This window comes from Microbacterium foliorum (genome assembly GCF_006385575.1).
Classification (GTDB): Bacteria; Actinomycetota; Actinomycetes; order Actinomycetales; family Microbacteriaceae; genus Microbacterium; species Microbacterium foliorum_B.
Genome location: NZ_CP041040.1, coordinates 2,989,456 through 3,005,855, shown reverse-complemented (window position 1 = coordinate 3,005,855; position 16,400 = coordinate 2,989,456). Strand labels below are relative to the sequence as shown.

Annotated in this window: 20 protein-coding genes; 15 read left to right on the top strand and 5 right to left on the bottom strand. The window is 69.0% G+C overall.

Features of this window, described 5'->3' with window-relative positions; translation table 11 throughout:
• The first annotated feature begins 53 nt into the window (after positions 1 to 53).
• From FIV50_RS14565 to FIV50_RS14550, 4 genes are read left to right on the top strand one after another with little or no spacing between them, the layout of a single operon-like run.
• Positions 54 to 983 carry a WcbI family polysaccharide biosynthesis putative acetyltransferase gene (locus FIV50_RS14565; RefSeq protein ID WP_140038048.1) on the top strand — a complete coding sequence of 310 codons (930 nt, stop codon included), beginning with the start codon at positions 54 to 56 and terminating at the stop codon, positions 981 to 983.
• On the top strand, positions 980 to 1,954 hold the full coding sequence (locus FIV50_RS14560; RefSeq protein ID WP_140038047.1) for a hypothetical protein: 975 nt from the start codon (positions 980 to 982) through the stop codon (positions 1,952 to 1,954). The genes FIV50_RS14565 and FIV50_RS14560 overlap by 4 nt, the downstream gene beginning before the upstream one ends.
• Positions 1,951 to 3,258 (top strand): glycosyltransferase, encoded by a 1,308-nt coding sequence (locus FIV50_RS14555; protein WP_258184293.1) that lies wholly within the window; start codon positions 1,951 to 1,953, stop codon positions 3,256 to 3,258. Before FIV50_RS14560 ends, FIV50_RS14555 begins: the two co-directional genes overlap by 4 nt.
• A gap of 9 nt (positions 3,259 to 3,267) precedes the next feature.
• Complete coding sequence (locus tag FIV50_RS14550; RefSeq protein ID WP_140038045.1) at positions 3,268 to 3,561, top strand: DUF7882 family protein; 294 nt, start codon at positions 3,268 to 3,270, stop codon at positions 3,559 to 3,561.
• Between the two features lie 26 nt (positions 3,562 to 3,587).
• Here FIV50_RS14550 and FIV50_RS14545 read toward each other — a convergent pair whose 3' ends face one another.
• Positions 3,588 to 3,869 (bottom strand): hypothetical protein, encoded by a 282-nt coding sequence (locus FIV50_RS14545; RefSeq protein ID WP_140038044.1) that lies wholly within the window; start codon positions 3,867 to 3,869, stop codon positions 3,588 to 3,590.
• A gap of 108 nt (positions 3,870 to 3,977) precedes the next feature.
• On the opposite strand from FIV50_RS14545, the gene FIV50_RS14540 reads away from it, so the two are divergent.
• Positions 3,978 to 4,304, top strand: a complete 327-nt coding sequence (locus FIV50_RS14540) for a hypothetical protein (RefSeq protein WP_140038043.1) — start codon at positions 3,978 to 3,980, stop codon at positions 4,302 to 4,304.
• A 43-nt stretch (positions 4,305 to 4,347) separates the two neighbouring features.
• Here FIV50_RS14540 and dinB read toward each other — a convergent pair whose 3' ends face one another.
• Positions 4,348 to 5,544 (bottom strand): DNA polymerase IV, encoded by a 1,197-nt coding sequence (gene dinB / locus FIV50_RS14535; RefSeq protein WP_140038042.1) that lies wholly within the window; start codon positions 5,542 to 5,544, stop codon positions 4,348 to 4,350.
• A gap of 50 nt (positions 5,545 to 5,594) precedes the next feature.
• Entirely contained in the window at positions 5,595 to 6,257 is a 663-nt protein-coding gene (locus FIV50_RS14530) for an arsenate reductase/protein-tyrosine-phosphatase family protein (protein WP_258184292.1), read from the bottom strand.
• Positions 6,258 to 6,373: 116 nt separating this feature from the next.
• Between FIV50_RS14530 and FIV50_RS14525 the strand changes: the two genes are divergently transcribed.
• The 4 genes from FIV50_RS14525 (at position 6,374) to FIV50_RS14510 (ending at position 8,570) form a co-directional block, all read left to right on the top strand.
• Positions 6,374 to 6,634: a DUF6458 family protein gene (locus FIV50_RS14525; protein WP_140038040.1), complete on the top strand. Its 261-nt coding sequence runs from the start codon at positions 6,374 to 6,376 to the stop codon at positions 6,632 to 6,634.
• Positions 6,635 to 6,641: 7 nt separating this feature from the next.
• Entirely contained in the window at positions 6,642 to 7,316 is a 675-nt protein-coding gene (locus FIV50_RS14520; protein ID WP_140038039.1) for a phosphatase PAP2 family protein, read from the top strand.
• On the top strand, positions 7,313 to 8,125 hold the full coding sequence (locus FIV50_RS14515; RefSeq protein WP_140038038.1) for a DUF1206 domain-containing protein: 813 nt from the start codon (positions 7,313 to 7,315) through the stop codon (positions 8,123 to 8,125). Before FIV50_RS14520 ends, FIV50_RS14515 begins: the two co-directional genes overlap by 4 nt.
• A gap of 88 nt (positions 8,126 to 8,213) precedes the next feature.
• Entirely contained in the window at positions 8,214 to 8,570 is a 357-nt protein-coding gene (locus FIV50_RS14510; protein ID WP_140038037.1) for a hypothetical protein, read from the top strand.
• Positions 8,571 to 8,609: 39 nt separating this feature from the next.
• Here FIV50_RS14510 and FIV50_RS14505 read toward each other — a convergent pair whose 3' ends face one another.
• Positions 8,610 to 9,548 carry a DUF1214 domain-containing protein gene (locus FIV50_RS14505; protein WP_140038036.1) on the bottom strand — a complete coding sequence of 313 codons (939 nt, stop codon included), beginning with the start codon at positions 9,546 to 9,548 and terminating at the stop codon, positions 8,610 to 8,612.
• A 146-nt stretch (positions 9,549 to 9,694) separates the two neighbouring features.
• Here FIV50_RS14505 and FIV50_RS14500 point away from each other — a divergent pair, with 146 nt between their 5' ends.
• The 6 genes from FIV50_RS14500 (at position 9,695) to FIV50_RS14475 (ending at position 14,967) form a co-directional block, all read left to right on the top strand.
• Positions 9,695 to 11,413: an MFS transporter gene (locus FIV50_RS14500; protein WP_181164234.1), complete on the top strand. Its 1,719-nt coding sequence runs from the start codon at positions 9,695 to 9,697 to the stop codon at positions 11,411 to 11,413.
• A gap of 1 nt (position 11,414) precedes the next feature.
• Entirely contained in the window at positions 11,415 to 11,870 is a 456-nt protein-coding gene (locus FIV50_RS14495; protein WP_140038035.1) for a MarR family winged helix-turn-helix transcriptional regulator, read from the top strand.
• Between the two features lie 73 nt (positions 11,871 to 11,943).
• Entirely contained in the window at positions 11,944 to 12,447 is a 504-nt protein-coding gene (locus FIV50_RS14490) for a MarR family winged helix-turn-helix transcriptional regulator (RefSeq protein WP_140038034.1), read from the top strand.
• 84 nt (positions 12,448 to 12,531) lie between these two features.
• Positions 12,532 to 13,107 carry an NADPH-dependent FMN reductase gene (locus FIV50_RS14485; protein ID WP_140038033.1) on the top strand — a complete coding sequence of 192 codons (576 nt, stop codon included), beginning with the start codon at positions 12,532 to 12,534 and terminating at the stop codon, positions 13,105 to 13,107.
• A 72-nt stretch (positions 13,108 to 13,179) separates the two neighbouring features.
• Complete coding sequence (locus FIV50_RS14480) at positions 13,180 to 13,815, top strand: DUF1684 domain-containing protein (RefSeq protein ID WP_140038032.1); 636 nt, start codon at positions 13,180 to 13,182, stop codon at positions 13,813 to 13,815.
• A 63-nt stretch (positions 13,816 to 13,878) separates the two neighbouring features.
• Positions 13,879 to 14,967, top strand: a complete 1,089-nt coding sequence (locus FIV50_RS14475; protein ID WP_140038031.1) for an alkene reductase — start codon at positions 13,879 to 13,881, stop codon at positions 14,965 to 14,967.
• A 25-nt stretch (positions 14,968 to 14,992) separates the two neighbouring features.
• On the opposite strand, the gene FIV50_RS14470 is transcribed toward FIV50_RS14475, so the two are convergent.
• The gene (locus FIV50_RS14470; RefSeq protein WP_140038030.1) at positions 14,993 to 16,396 is read right to left on the bottom strand and encodes a threonine/serine ThrE exporter family protein; all 1,404 of its coding nucleotides are present in this window, start codon (positions 16,394 to 16,396) and stop codon (positions 14,993 to 14,995) included.
• Positions 16,397 to 16,400 lie beyond the last annotated feature (4 nt).

Genomic DNA, 16,400 nt, shown 5'->3' with positions numbered 1-16,400 from the left:
GCGCAGCAATGGGGACGCACGATCAGATGCGATCGAGGGGGTACGTTCGAATCATGAGCCATGCCCCCGAACTGCGCACGGGCGTTGCGCCCGCTGGCTCCCTGGTGCTAGCGCGCCGCCAACACTACTCGGAGTTCTACGGGCTGGCTCCGCTTCCCGAGAGTTTCGGCGTCGTCCTCGGCAACTGCCAGGCCGAATCGCTGCGCACGGTGATGGATACTCCCGAGCACCGCTTCGTGCGCGTTCCGGCCGTGCACGAGATGACCGCCGACGACACTGCGCGGCTGCACGAGGTCGTCCGCGCCGCCGACACTGTCGTGAGCCAGCCGATCCGTGACGACTATCGTGATCTGCCGCTGGGCACGCGACAGATCGCCGCGGCGACGGATGCCCGCGTGCTGACCGTGCCGCCGGTGCGCTTCGCGGGGCTGCATCCCTTCCAGGCCGCGATCCGCGTGCCCGGCGTCGAGGGCGACCCGCCGGTCGTGGCGTATCACGACATCCGCACGCTCGCCGCAGCAGCCGGCATCCCCGTCGTGGCCGCGCTGACCCCCGATCAGGTGCGCGCCGTGGGCGAGGCGTCGATCGACACGCTGCGCCTGCGCGAGCAGAGCGCCGACGTGCGGGTCTCCGACCTGTTCGACTCGGTCACGGCCGATCACGCACGCACGGTCAACCACCCGGGCGACGCGGTGTGGATGCCGTTGGGTGCTCGCGTGCTCGCGGCACTCGGCCACGCGGGCGGCCCGACCGACCCCGGCCGGCCGCTGTTGAACTCGGTGCGGGCGCCATTGCACCCCGAGGTCATCGAGGCGTGGGCGCTGCCAGACGAGCCGCGTGCGCACTGGATCGTCGACGGGACACCGATCGACGATGCCGAGGTGCGGGCCGCTCACCTCGAGTGGTACGCAGCGCACCCGGAGTTCGTCGATGCCGCCCTGACGCGTCTCGCCCCTCTGCTCGACGTATGGCGGGCGGGATGAGCGCCACGCCGCTGCTGCTCGTGCACCCGGGCACCCACGGCGTCGCGATGTATGCGCGCGACATGGCCTCCGCGGTGCGCGCAGCGCGGCCGTCGATCCGGACGATCGACGCGGCAGACCTGGATGCGGCGCCGACGGACGCCGCGCTGCATGTGCACTTCACGGATCGCCTGTGGGGTGATTCTCCCGAGCAGGCGGCGCGGTCGTTCGGAGCGCTCGCCGCGCGCCGGCCGGTCAGCGTCACCCTGCACGATGTGCCGCAGGCGTCCGACGGCGAGCGCAATCGGCCTCGCCGACGAGCGGCCTACGCTGCCGTGGCTGCGGCGGCGCGAGGGGTGGCGGTCAACAGTGAACACGAGCGAGCGCTGCTTCGCGAAGAGCAGGTCTGGTCTGGCGCGGCGGTGAGCATTCCGCTGCCGGTGGACCTCGAGACCGACGCGCAGCGGATGCCGGCGGACGGCTCGGTCGGCGTGCTCGGCTACTTCTACCCCGGAAAAGGACACGACGAGGCGGCCCGTGCGGCGGCGCATGCGGGCATCGGGAAGATGACGATTCTCGGCCGCGCCTCGGAGGGGCACGCCGCCGAGCTCGAGGAGTTCGTCCGCCGTGCGGGTGCCCTCGGGGTCGAGGTCGAGGTGACGGGCTGGCTCGACGACGCGGAGATCGCGCGACGCGGCCGCGCTGTGTCGGTGCCGGTGATCGCACATCGTCATGTGTCGGCATCCGGCTCCCTGGCGTCGTGGATCGGCTGGGGTCGGCGACCCGTCGCGGTGCGCAACCGCTACATGGACGAGATGGCGACGCTGCGCCCCGGAACCCTGCAGACGGTCGGCGAACCCGAGCTCGCGGTGGCGGTGCGGCAGGCTTTCGAGCGCCCGGAGTCGACCTGGCACGGGCTGACGAGGCTGCCGATGGCATGGCCCGAGGCGGCCGAGGCGTATGTGCGCTGGTGGGAAGGGCTGGCCTGGTGACGCGGCAGCCCTGGGTCGTCGGCAACCGGTGGGACACGCTCGACGGAGTCGACCCTGAGATCCTGCCGAAGGTGTCGGTGATCGTCGCTCACTACGAGCAGCCCGCGGAGCTCGCTCGCACGCTGTCGGCCCTGTCGATGCAGGACTATCCGCCCGAGCTTCTCGAGATCGTGGTCGCCGACGACGGTTCCCCGGGTGACGTCCGCGTGCCCGACGGGGTGATCCTGGTGCGACAGGAGGACCGGGGCTTCCGTCTCGCGGCGGTGCGCAATCTCGGCGTGCGCGCGAGCAGTGGCGACGTGCTCTGCTTCCTCGACGCCGACACGGCCCCTGAGCCGGGGTACGTGCGCGCCCTCACCCGTCTTCCGGCTCTGCTTCCCGAGGCCGTCACCGTCGGACGCCGTCGGCACGCGGATTTCTCGGGTATCGCCCCGGAGGCACCGGTGCTCGAGGCTGTGGTCGACCGGGAACTCGCTGAGCCGGCGTGGCTCGCGCAGGAGTACGCCCGAAGCCGCGATCTGCTCGACCCCGACGACCGGTCATATCGGTTCGTCATCGGTGCGGTGATCGCCTGCTCGCGCCGCCTGTTCGACGAGACCGGCGGGTTCGACGAGTCCTTCTCGGCCTACGGGGGCGAGGACTGGGAATGGGCGCATCGGATGTGGCAGGCGGGCGCCGTGCTCGCCCACGTGCCGACAGCGGTGGCCTGGCACGACGGACCCGAGTGGGCCGAGCGCAGCGGTTCGGGACTCGAGCGCGCGAATGCCCAGACCATGAGGCTCGTCTCGTCGATTCCGATCGGCGGTTCCGCCCCGCGAGGCCTGCTGTCAGATGCGCCCGACCTCGCGGTCAGGCTGCGCGGAGCACACACCCCGGAGGCGCTGTTCGTCGCGGTGGACTCGATCCTCGCTGCATTCCCGCTGGCGCGGGTCATGCTCGACGCGACGACGACCGCCCTCGCGGGAGACCCGCGCGTCGTGGTCGGCGATGAGCAGCCGGACGCCCGGGTGGTCTGGGAGCTCGACCGACCGGTCGTGGTGCTCGAGCCGGCCTGGATCGCCGAGTGCGTCGCGGGCCTCGGCACGGGGGATGTCGGCACAGTCGATCTCGCCGCCGCCGACGGATCGTCGCTGGGCGTGCTGCGCTCGCGGCGAGCGATGCGTCGAGCCGTGCGGTGGGGCACGGAAGAGGGGTTCACGACGCGGACGATCGCCGCGAACGGGGTGCACCTCCTGCGTTCAGACCCGCGGGTGGAGGCATGGGTCGGAGGGTGGGGCGGGCCAGACCAGTTCTGTTCAGCGTAAAGTTCTCACATGGGGAAATTGGAGTACAACAGCTCGCGGCCCGCGATCGAGATCGAGGACGCGGTCTTGGCGCACGTGAAGATCGTGATCGGCACCAAGCTGCGTCGCAACGAGAGCTTCATGATGACCTGGCTGTCGAAGCCGGATGCCTCATCGGGTCGCCTCACCATCTGGGTGCACCCTGCCATCCCGCTGGTGTTCGAGTTCGACGAGCCCACCGTGCAGCCGATCGACCCCGCGCGGGTCACCCACATGATGGATCAGCTGAACTCGCGCGGCGAACTCGTGCTCGACCAGCTCTGACTCGACCGGCGCCTGACCGCCCCGGGTCAGAGCAGGTCGTAGTGGCCGCCGAAGGGGAAGTCGACGTCTCCCGTGTCGCGGGCGTCGAAGAGCACCGTCGCCACGCTGATGCTCATCCGTGAGCGGGGCGTGATCAGAAGGCTCACCTGGCGATTGCCGACGACGACGAAGTCGACGAAGGTGCCGGCCGTGGCGATCGCTTCTTCGATGCGGCGTTTCAGGTCGTCGAGGTCCTGGTCCTGGGCGAGGAGATACGTCACACCGTCTGCCAGGATCTCTGTCTGCACCATCGTCTTCTGTTCTGCCATGCACTCCACATTACGAGGCAAGACGGTCCTGCCCGCAAATCGCTATCAGTCTCACTGCACCGGGGCAAGGGGCGGACGGATCAGCCGGAACTGCTCTAGAACGGGAGCATGCAGACGATCATCTATGGCGGCGACGCGTATCTGACGGGGGACGACATCGCCGATGCGCTGCTGGCATATGGGCGTGCACTGGGTGAAGAAGTGCGGGCCGAGCTCGTCGAGATACCGGTGCGAGAGCCGGACGGCGCGGTCGTCACGGCGAAGTTCTTGATCGGACCCGCCAGTCAGATCGTGGCCAAGGAGATGCCCGACGGAGGCCCCGAACTCGAAGACCCCGAGCTGGTCGACCGGCTGCGCACGCTCACTCGCGGCGTCGAATCGCCCACGGGTGCTCAGGTGGAGATGCGGGACGACACCACCTACGACCTCGGCTAGAGACGCGGTCGTCGCTGCTCGCGCGACGCTTCGGCACGTTCGGTCACTCGTGCTCGGGCAGTATCGGGCTGGACCATCCCGGATCGCGGCCCATCTGCGCCGCGCGCGCGACCGACGTCGCCCCGAATCGGTCGCGCAGGGTGTCGAGCACCGTGTCGAGCCGTTCTTCATCGCCCCAGTCGATCGGCAGTTCGGGCTGCACCCGGTCTGCGCGATCGAGGTGCGACAGCGAGAGCCCGATCAGCGTGATGCCACGCTCGGCGATCTCTGGCCCGGCTGCGGCGAGCAGCGTGCGAGCCACCGTGAGCAGGATCGCCGTGCGATCGGTGGCGGATCCGAGCGTGCGTGATCGGGTGGCCTTCGCGAAGTCGCCGAAGCGCAGCCGCAGCACCACCGACCGGCACACCCTGTCACCGTCGCGCAGCCGCCGCGCGAGTCGGTCGACGATCTGCGTCAGGATCAGATCGAGCTCCTCGGCCGAGCGCGGGCCTCGACCGAGGGCGCGCTGCGAGCCGATGGATCCTCGCCGCCGGGTCGTGTCGACCGGACGCGGATCCCGCAGGCGGGCGAGGGCGTGCAGGTGCGCGCCGACGGCCTTGCCCAGCATCCGCTCGGCGGTGGCCGACTCAAGCTCGGCCAGCTGGCCGACGGTGCGGATGCCGTAGCGCTGCAGCTTCTCAGCGGTGACGGCGCCCACGCCCCACAGTCGCTCGACCGGCAGGGGGAGCAGGAACTCCTCTTCGCGTTCGGGCTCGACCACGAGCAGACCGTCAGGCTTGCTGACGGCGCTCGCGACCTTCGCGAGGAACTTCGTGCGTGCGACACCGACCGAGATGGCCAGCCCGACCTCGGTGCGCACCCGCTCGCGCAGGCGCACGGCGACCTCTTCAGGCGTGCCGACGATGCGTCGGAGGCCCCCGACCTCGAGAAAGGCCTCATCGATCGAGAGCCCCTCGACGACCGGCGTCGTGTCGCGGAAGATCGCGAACACGTCATGGCTCGCGGCGGAGTAGGCCTCCATCCGCGGTGGCACGACGACCGCATCCGGACAGAGCTCGAGGGCCTGTCGCCCGCCCATCGCCGTGCGCACCCCGCGGGCCTTGGCCTCGTAGCTCGCAGCCAGCACGACCCCGCCGCCCACGATGACCGGCCGGCCGCGCAGCTCGGGGGCATCGCGCTGCTCGACCGAGGCGTAGAACGCGTCGAGGTCGGCGTGCAGCACGGTCGCTTCGCCCCGCATCCTGTTCTCCCGTCGACGTGCAGATCGTCGCACGCACCGGGGACATCGGCTCAGGCGGCGACGAGACGAGAAGAGAAGGCGCGGATGCGCTGCACGAGCGCATCGAAGGCGGAGTCGAAGGCGGCCGGGGTGCCGATGCGAGCGGGATCGCGGATCGACCAGTGCAGATCGTCGCTGTCGTGGAGCCGTTCGTGCGCGTCGTCGCACACCGTGATCACGAGGTCGCCGTCGGCGCGCACCTCGTCGATGTGACGGGGCGGATGATCGGGGTCGATGACGAGTCCGTGTCGAGCGGCCGCCGCAGTGGCCTCGGGATTCACCGTCTCGGCCGGTCTGGTGCCTGCCGAAGCGACCGCCACCGGGCTCGTGTCGCGCCAGATCGCCTCGGCCAGCTGCGACCGTGCCGAGTTCGCGGTGCACACGAACAGCACACGGCGAGGCGGAGCGACGCTGGGCGGCGCGAGCGTGTCGAACACCTCGGGGCGCAGGCCGATGTAGCTGCGTCGACGGTCGAACTCCGAGCGGGTGCGCGCGACGATCTGCGCGGTCTCCAGCACTCCGAGATGGTGCGCGATGAGGTTCGACCGGAGTTCGAGAGCCGACCCGATCTCGGAGGAGGAGAGATCACCGAGCGTGAGCAGATCGACGATCCGCAGGCGCGTCTGATCGGCGAGTGCGGCGAAGATGCCGGCGCGGCGTTCGAGATCGGTCATCGTTCCCATCCATATCACGGCACGACGAATGTGTCCATGGTCATTGACTCAATGTGCATTGACCCTATTGTTGTCGTCGCGAGTCCGCGAACGCGGGCCCGGAGAGGAATGGACACATGGGTATCGGAAGCGGAATCGCGCTCTTCGTCATCGGAGCGATCCTCGTCTTCGCACTCAACATCGACACCGGCGGCTACGTCGATCTCGACCTGATCGGCTACATCCTCATGGGTGCAGGGGTCGTCGTCTTCCTGATCAGCCTCGTCCTCGTGATGCGCAGCCGTCGCACCGAGACCGTCGACCGCACCGCCGTCGACCCGGCGACCGGCGACCGCGTCACCCGTCGCAGCATGCGCGACAACGAACCCCTCGCCTGATCTCGGCATGACCGAGGCGCAGCGCGGCACCGGCGCGATCGTCGTCGGTGCCGCTGCGACCCTCGCGTTCGTCGTGCTGCGGGCCGTCGTGGCCCTCGGCGGTCATGAACCGCTCGGGGTCGACATCTGGTGGAACGACCTGATGGTCGCGCTGACCAGCGACGCCTGGCTCGTCGTGGCCTGGGTGCCGGCCGTCGCCGGCGGCACGATCGGCATGATCGTGGTCGGCGCGCTGCTGATCGCCGCGTTCCTGTGGCGCGGGAGGCGGTGGGATGCGGCGACGCTCGCGATCGCGATGGTCGCTGTGGTCGCGATCGGAGCGACCATGGCCGCGGTGATCGGCCGCACGCGCCCCGCCGACTCGCTCGCCGAGAGTGTCGCGACGTCCTTCCCGTCCGGGCACACCGCCGTCGCCACGACGGTCGTGGTGATCCTGGGACTCGTGCTCCGACGCCGATGGGTCTGGGTCGGCGGTATCGCGTGGATCGCGCTCATGATGTGGAGCCGCACCTACCTCCACGCGCACTGGCTCAGCGACGTGGTCGCCGGAATGCTCGAGGGCGTCGCCGTCGCCACGTTCGTCTGGGCCTGCGTCCAGGCGGCGCGTGCGCGCCGCCTCGCTCGGGCTCGCAGCACCTCAGACATCTCCGAAGAACCGATCGAAAGCACCGTGACCCCATGAACACTCGCGACTCGGCCGCCTCCACCGCGCGGGCCGCCCAGGACTCGACCACCTTCCGCGTGCTCGCGCGCGTCGGCTACGTCGTGCTCGGCATCCTGCACATTCTCATCGGCGGGATCGCGATCTCGATCGCCACGGGCGGCGGCGGCGAGAACGCCGACCAGGGCGGCGCGCTGCAGCAGATCCAGGAGTCGCCGGCCGGTGTGTTCCTGCTCTGGCTGATCGTGCTCGGTCTGCTCGCACTCGCGATCTGGCAGATCGCCGAGGCCGTCGTCGAGCGCGATCCCGATGCGAAGAAGATGTGGGCGCATCGGGCGAAGTTCGTGGGCACGGCCGTCGCCTACCTGGCGATTGGCGCGACGGCTCTGGTCTATGCGCTCGGCGGCCAGTCTCAGTCATCCCAGTCGTCGCAGTCGTTCAGCGCGAAGCTGCTGGCGGCGCCGGCCGGTGTCGTGCTGCTCGTGCTTGTCGGGCTCGGGGTGGCCGCGGTCGGGATCGCCTTCATCGTGCGCGGAATCACCCGCGCGTTCATGGAGCACCTCTCCGTGCCGTCGGCGAAGGCACGCTCGGGCATCACCGCGTTCGGAGTGGCCGGCTACGTCGCCAAGGGCGTCGCGGTCGGGGTGGCGGGCGTGCTCTTCGTCATCGCGGCGCTCACCCACGACCCCGAGACCGCGGGTGGCCTCGACTCGGCACTGCGCGCTCTGGCCGGGCTGCCGTTCGGTGCGGTCATCCTGTGGGTCGTCGGCGCGGGGCTCGCCCTCTACGGCCTGTTCTGCTTCGCCCGCGCGCGCTACGCCCGGATGTGAGCCGGGCTGAACGGGCGAGTGCTTATCGAACCGCAGCGGGTGGCGCAACCCTGAACCTCGGATTCGCGAGCTCGGCCAGGATGGAGCGATGAAGATCGTCTCGTATGCAGGCCAGCAGCTGGTGACCACGGATGACGTGGCCGACTCTCTCGTGACCCTCGCGGCCGCTGTCGCGAAGGAGGGGGAGGCCGACGCGGTGGAGATCCCCATCCTCGTCGGCGGCCGAGAGGACTGCGCCGATCTGGTGATCGGCGTCGGGAACGACCTGCTGGTCGGGCCGCACGAGTTCGACGACGACGAGCCGGATTTCAGCGAGCACGCGGCGAGACTGCAGGCGCACCGTCTCTATCCCGACTCTCCGGATGCCGTCGACGGCGGTTCCGAGCCCGACTGGCACGTCGACGTGGATATCGACCTCGACCGCTCTGCCTCGATCCCGCACTGAGCGCGACTGCGCCGGAACGGGCGGAAGGGCTGACCCGCGTTACGGCCGGAGGGCCGGGAAGGTCCAGCTGCCGTCGGCGATCTCCGCTCGCGGACGGTAGAGCCGCACGAGGTAGTTCCATCCGTCCGGGGTCGGGATGGCGTTCGCCGTTCCCACCGGCCAGTCACCGAACCGCACCGTGATCGAGCCGTCCGGATTCGGCTCGCCGGTGATGCTGTTGACCGTGTAGGCGCCGGCGTCATTGGGCTCGAAGTAGCCCGCGGCGTTGTACACCGAGATGGACCAGAAGCCGTCGACGGGAACATCTGCGACGGTGAGCTCGTATCGTCCGGGAGGCAGGCCGGGGTCGACGCCGATGTACCTCGCCTCGCTGGTCGGCAGGCCGCCCCACCCGGCCGCCGTGCCGATGAGGTGTCGGATCGGGTCGGTCTCCTCGATCGAGCCGAACATGCGGTCGAACCCGGTGAGATGCCGGGCGAGAGCGAGCAGAGCATTGCGCGTGTCGTCGAAGGATGCGCGGTCGTAGTCGGGTGACACGAAGGGCGACGCGGATGCCGCGTTCAGGCGGAGCTGATCCTGAAGCGCGGCGACGGCCTCGAGGTCCGCAGCATCCTGAGGGTCGACGAGGATGCGCACGGCCAGCACGACGTAAGTAGAGCCGAACTCCTCGACGGTCAGCGTGTGCTCTCCGGGGTCGTGGAACACGCGGTTGATGTAGTGGTCCTGGTTGACGACCATCACCGAGAGGTAGCGGTCGCCGTGCTCGGGAATCGTGAAGCGGGCGCCGGCGGAGATGTCGACGACGGCGAAGCTGTAGAGCGTGTCGCGGTTGAGGCGGATGACAGTCTGGCGATCGATCGCTGCGGGGGCCCTGTTGTGCAGGAACCGATTGACTCCATCCGCGTCTCGCTGGAGGTCCTGGAGCATGCGGTCGTTCTCGGCTCGGACGAAGTTGTCGGAGTTCACGATGATGGCCATGCCCGATACTCACACATCTGGATCGTCGCGCACCACCCCTGAAAACGAGGCTTCGACAATGGTTGCTCCCGGTCTACAGTTGCACTTTCGCAACCAATAGGGATATAGTTGACTCTTGTCAACTTTCTACACAGGAGCACTCCACTGTGACCAACATCTCTCACACCTCTTCAGCCGAGGCGACGCGTTCGCCTCGCGAGGTCTTCACCGCGATCTCGGGCCTCGTCGTCGGCATGTTCGTCGCCGTGCTCTCGGGAACCGTGGTCTCGACCTCGATGCCCGTCATCATCGCCGACCTCGGCGGCACCCAGTCGCAGTACACCTGGGTCATCACGGCCAGCCTTCTGGCGACCGCCGTCTCGACGCCCATCTGGGGCAAGCTCGCCGACCTCGTCGATCGCAAGATCCTCGTGCAGCTGTCCCTCATCATCTTCACCGTCGGCACCGTGATCGCCGGCTTCTCGACCGACACGAACATGCTCATCGCCGTCCGCGTGATCCAGGGCATCGGCGTCGGTGGGCTGATGTCGCTCGTGATGATCGCGGTCGCCCTCATCATCTCGCCGCGTGAGCGTGGCAAGTACATGGGCGTCGTCGGCGGCATCATGGCCCTCGGCACCATCGGCGGCCCGCTGCTCGGCGGGCTCCTCACCGACGTGTGGGGCTGGCGCTCCAACTTCTTCGTCGGCGTGCCCTTCGCGATCCTGGCCCTCGTGCTGCTGCAGTTCACTCTGCACCTGCCCAAGCCGCAGCGAGACAGCAAGGTCTCGATCGACTACTTCGGCATCGTGCTGCTCGCCGTCGGCGTCTCGACCCTGCTCATCTGGGTCTCGATGGGCGGCAGCGAATTCGATTGGGACTCGTCGACCAGCATCATGCTCGCCGTCATCGCCGGTGTCGCGATCGCCGGCTTCATCACGGTCGAGTTCTTCGTCAAGGAACCGATCGTGCCGATGTCGCTGTTCCGCAACCGCACCTTCACGCTGTCGGTCATCGCCTCCATCGCCATCGGTGTCTCGATGTTCGCGACCTCGGTGTTCCTCGCCCAGTACTTCCAGCTCGCACGCGGTGCCACGCCCACCGAGTCCGGTCTCATGACGATCCCGATGATCATCGGCCAGATGGGCGCGTCGATCATCATCGGCCAGCTCGTGAGCCGGTTCGGCAAGTGGAAGGGCTGGATGATCACCGGCTCCGTGCTCACCACGGTGGGCGTCAGCCTGATGTCGACGCTGCGCTACGACACCCCGTTCCCGCTCGTCGCCACTTACATGTTCGTGCTCGGTGCCGGGCTCGGCATGGTCATGCAGAACCTCACCCTCATCGTGCAGAACGACACGGCTCCGCAGCAGCTGGGTGCGGCCTCGTCGAACGTCAACTTCTTCCGCACGATCGCCGGAACCATCGGCGTGACGGTCATGGGTGCGACCCTCTCGACGAGCGTCGCGAACTACATCACCGACGCGCTCGACGGATTCGCGCCGACGACGCCCGAAGAGGTCGACGCACTGAAGCACCTCGCCTCGGGCGACGTGCCCAAGGTCACGCAGCTCCCCGACACGATCCGCTCGATCGTCGAGGGCGCCTACGGCCACGGCATCGCCGACGCCTTCATCATCGCCATCCCGCTCGCGGTGATCGCGATCATCGCGATCGCGTTCATCAAGAACAAGCCGCTGTCGACCAAGAACGCCGCCGAACAGCTGCGCGAGCAGGCCGAGGAGTCGGTGCTCGAGGTCTCCGAGGCAGAGGTCGGCGCCACGATGTCGACCGGAGCGATCCGACTCTCCGGCACCGACTCCGCCTCGACGACCACCGGGTCGGTGACCGTGCTCGAGCGAGACGACCAGGAGCCGAGGCGCTGACATGACCACCCCCGTGGCCGTCGAGCCCGCCGATGTCGACACCGCGCTCGGTGACCTGCAGACGCATCTGAACCTGATCTTCGCGAGGACCAGGACGCTCTGGAAGGAGTCGGCGGCGCGCATCGACCCCGAGCTGCAGGTGGGCGGCTACAAGCTGCTGACCTTCATCGAACGGGCCGAGTCGGCGAACGCGCACGAGCTGGCCGAGCGCTTCGAGATGGACAAGTCGGTCATCAGTCGTCAGGTGCGGATGCTCGAGGAGCTCGGTCTGATCGAGTCGCGGCCTGACGAGCGAGACGGCCGATTGCGCGTGCTCACTCCCACACCGACCGCCTGTGCCGCGCTCGCCGAGCTGCGCAGAGATCACGCCTCACGTCTGCGCACGGTCGTGGCAGAGCTCACGCAGGACGAGATCCGGGCGGCATCCAAGGTCTTCCGCCTGCTGGCCGAGGTCTGACGGACCCGACATCCACCTCGATCGAAGCCCCGCCGTCTCTGAGACGGCGGGGCTTCGCCGTAAGCTGACGACCATGAGTGCCTCGCCCGACGAACCCGCCCGCGAGGGCGCGCCCGCCGCTGATCCCGAAGGCGCCGAGCCCCTCGCGCCGGCCGAGCTCGACCAGGCGATCTCGAGGGTCGAGCACGAGCTGGGAAGGCTCTTCGCCCGCATCCGGGTGAGCTGGCGTGAAGCGGCGCAGACCGTGCATCCCGACCTGCAGCCCCTCGGGTACCAGGTGCTGACGTCGATCGCGACCGGCAAGGCCACGTCGGCCGGGGCGATCATCGAGCGTCTGCAGACCGACAAGTCGGCCGTCAGTCGGCACGTGCGCCAGCTCGAGCAGCTCGGGCTGGTAGAGAGCGTCCCCGATCCTGACGATCGCCGGGCCCGCGTGCTCGTCGCGACCGAGCTGGCGCAGGAGCGCGTCGCCCTGGCCCGCTCTCGATACGAGGAGCGACTCGGCGAGCGGCTGCGTCGCTGGTCGGCCGAGGACCTCGACCACTTCGCCGAGCTGCTCGCCGCGTTCGGCGACTGAGGGCGCGGGCGGCGCAGACAGCTCTGGACGCATACGCGTCGGCGGACGAGACTGATCCCACCGCTACAGAAATGAGGAACAGTCATGGCGTACAGGGTCGGATACTTCGTCGGAAGCCTCTCGTCCACCTCGATCAACCGCATCCTCGTGACGGCGCTGATCACGCTCGCTCCGTCTGATCTCGAGTTCTTCGAGATCCCGATCAGAGACCTCCCGCTCTACAGCCAGGACTACGACGCCGATTATCCCGCGGTGGCGGTGGATCTCAAGGAGTCGATCGCCTCGGCGGATGCCGTGCTCTTCGTCACCCCCGAGTACAACCGATCGATCCCCGGGGGACTCAAGAACGCGATCGACTGGGCCTCGCGGCCGTGGGGCCAGAATTCGTTCGACCACATCCCGGCCGCCGTCATCGGGGCATCGGTCGGCGCGATCGGCACGGCCGTCGCCCAGCAGAGTCTGCGCGGCGTGCTCAGCTTCTGCAACGCGCGTCAGATGACCGCCCCCGAGGCCTACATCCAGTTCTCGCCCGAGACGTTCTCCGACGACGGCACGGTCACGAACGAGGGCACGGCGAAGTTCCTTCGCGACTACCTGGTCGAGTTCCGCGACCACATCGAGCGCGTGCTCACCGTGCTGCCGCGCGACACGGACGTGTGAATCAGGTCGCGCCTCGACCTCGACCCCGAGCTCGCGGCGCGTCCCGCCCACGGGCCGCGTAGCCTGAAGCACATGACGCTCACGAAAGCCCGCACCGCCGCCGAGGTCGTCGACTGGAGGCGTCGGGTCTTCGCCCTGTACGACGCCGTACGTCGGGCGGACTCCGCCGAAGAGGCGCACGAGCTGTGGCGCATCGAGCGCGACGACCTCATGCTGCACCACCCGGCGACCCCGCTGCTGGCCGACGGTCGACCTCTCTTCGAGGGGCTGCCGATCGCCTCGTACGACCCGCAGTGGCGCTTCGAGCTGCCCATCCTGCCTGCGGATCCAGGCGGCTTCGACTTCGCGACCGGCACCGACGGCGTCGTGCCGTTCGAGCGCATCGGCAGGGTCGAGATCCCTGACACCGGTTCGCTCGACGTCTGGCGGCTGACGACCTACGGCGGCGGGATCTTCATCCCGGTGCGCGATGCTCTCGCGGGTCGGCCGGGCGGCACGTACGGGGGAGGCCGCTACCTGATCGACACGATCAAGGGTGCCGATCTCGGATCGGATGCCGAGCGCGGCACGATCGTGCTCGACTTCAACTTCGCCTACAACCCGTCGTGCGCATACGACCCGGAGTGGGCGTGCCCGCTCGCGCAGCCGGGCAACGTGCTGCCGGTGGCGGTTCCGGTGGGCGAGATGTACGGCCGCGCAGCCGACTGAGCATCCGACCTGCATGTTGCGGATGGGGGAATATCGAACCCGTCACGGGTCTTGTTCCTGAGCGTGACTCTTTTCGAACCGGCCGTCTTCGGCGCCCTCCAGCTGTCCAACCGCGTCGTCATGGCGCCTCTCACCCGCACGCGTGCGGACGATGAGGGAGTGCCCACCGAGACCATGGTCGAGTACTACCGCCAGCGCGCCGGTCAGGGTCTCATCATCTCGGAGGGGACGTGGCCGGCGGCCGAGGGCAAGTCCTACTCGGGCCAGCCCGGAATCGTCACCCCCGAGCAGATCGCCGGCTGGAGCCGCATCGCCGACGCTGTGCACGACGCGGGCGGCACGATCGTCATGCAGCTGATGCACGGCGGGCGAGTCTCGCACCCCGCGATCTCGGGTGAGCCGCGCGTCGTGGCTCCGAGCGCGCTCGCCGCTCCCGGCCAGACCCACACCCCGGTCGGCAAGGTCGACATGCCGGTGGCCCACGCCCTCACCCTCGAGGAGATCCCCGGGGTCGTCGAGCAGTTCGCGCAGGCCGCGCGCAACGCGATCGACGCAGGTTTCGACGGAGTCGAGGTGCACGGCGCGAACGGCTACCTCGTGCAGGAGTTCCTGTCACCCGTGTCGAACATCCGCGACGATCAGTACGGCGGAACGCCCGAGAACCGCGCCCGCTTCGCGATCGAGGTCACCCGCGCGGTCGCAGAGGCCGTCGGCGCCGACCGCACCGGCATCCGTCTGTCGCCCCAGCACAACATCCAGGGCGTCCTCGAAGAGGATGACGACGATGCGCTCGCCACCTACCTCGCCGTCGCCGAGGGCCTCGCCCCGCTCGGCCTCGCCTTCGTCGATGTGCTCAGCGCCGCGCCGACGAGCGAGCTGGTGCAGCGCATCCGCCGCACCGCCGGAGCACCCCTCATCGTCAACTCCGGCTTCGGCTCGCCCACGACCCGCGACGAGGCCGAGATGCTCGTCTCGGAGGGATGGGCGGATGCCGTGGCCGCCGGTCGCCCGGTGATCGCGAACCCCGACCTGGTCGAGCGCTGGCGCCAGGATGCTGATCTCAACGAGCCCCGGCCCGCGCTGTTCTACGGCCGCACCGCCGAGGGCTACACCGACTATCCGTCGCTGGAGTCCGTGCGCGCCGACGCCTGAGCGCGGGCCCGCGGGTCGACGCGGCTCAGCGCCGCACGACCCGCGCCCGCGTCTTCGCGACGCTGCTGAGGGTCGCGCGCACCGGCGTGCCCAGGTACAGCCCGAGCGATGCCCCCGAGGCCAGCGCGATGCCGATGACCACGGCGTCGACCAGCGAACCTCCGATGCCTACGACGCCCGATGCCGACCCTGCCGAGTGGATCATCTCGAGCAGCCCCTGGAACACCGCGACACCGGGCACGAGCGGCACGATGGCCGCCGTCGTCACGGCGACGGACGGCACGTGCAGCTTCACCGCGATCAGCATCCCGATGAAGCTGGCCAGCAGCGCGCCGATCGCGCTCGCCGCGGCCGGATGCAGGTTCAGGCCGACCATGGCGGCGTATCCGGCGATGGTCACGGCGCTGAGCAGCGCGCTCACGAGGATGATGCGGATGCCGGCGCCGTTGAAGACGGCGACGGCGATCGCGATGATGATCGCCCCGAGGAACTGATTCAGCAGCGGACCGAATGGGGCGGGGTCGTCTGGCAGGCCCATCGTGAAGCCGAGCACGCTGCCGAGCTCGAGGCCGACGAGGATGCCGATCACGACGCCGAGCGTCTGCATCGTCAGGTCGAGGATTCGTCCGCCCGCGGTGAGCGCGAACCCGTCGATCGCATCCTGAGCGGCCCCGACGACAGTGAGGCCCGCGAGCATGAGCACGATTCCCGAGGCCACGATGATCGAGGGGCGGATGCCGACGAACGGCTCGATGCCCGCAGAGCCCAGCGCCGAGACGGCGACCGCCACCACCGTGGTGACGAAGCCTCCGGCGATCTGGCTGAAGAACAGGGGGACCCTGGCGCGGGCGAGACCCGCCTGGGTCAGCGCCGCGCACAGCGCCGCGATGAAGGTGAGCCCGACGATGAGCGCCGAGGCCCCGAGCATGATGCTGACGCCGACCGCCAGCAGCGCCCGGGCCACGATGACGACCGGCTGCTGGTAGCGGAACGGCACACGGCGCAGCACGCGGAAGGCGGTGCGGGCCGATTCGAGGTCGAGGCCGTCGTCGATGTCGGCGACCAGGGCCTGCACACGCTGCAGCTTGGCGTGATCGGGTGCTGCGACCCGCACGACGCGTACGAGTGTCTCGGGCCAGACCTCACCACTGAGGTGGAAAGAGACCGTGATCGAGTTATAGGTCACATCGACCTGCACGTCTCGCATGCCGTAGGCGGCGCAGACGCGGGTGATCGCCAGCGTCACCTCGTGTGCGGAGGCACCGACACCGAACATCGATTCGCCGATGCGGGTGGCGAGATCGAGGACCCTCGGCACCGTGCGTTCGTCGATGACGGGCATCGCCTCGGTGTGGGCGACGGTGGAGGGATCTGTGTGCAGGATGCGCTGCACGGAGGCGAGCAGTCGCCGCGGGGGGTTCGGGGACACCTCC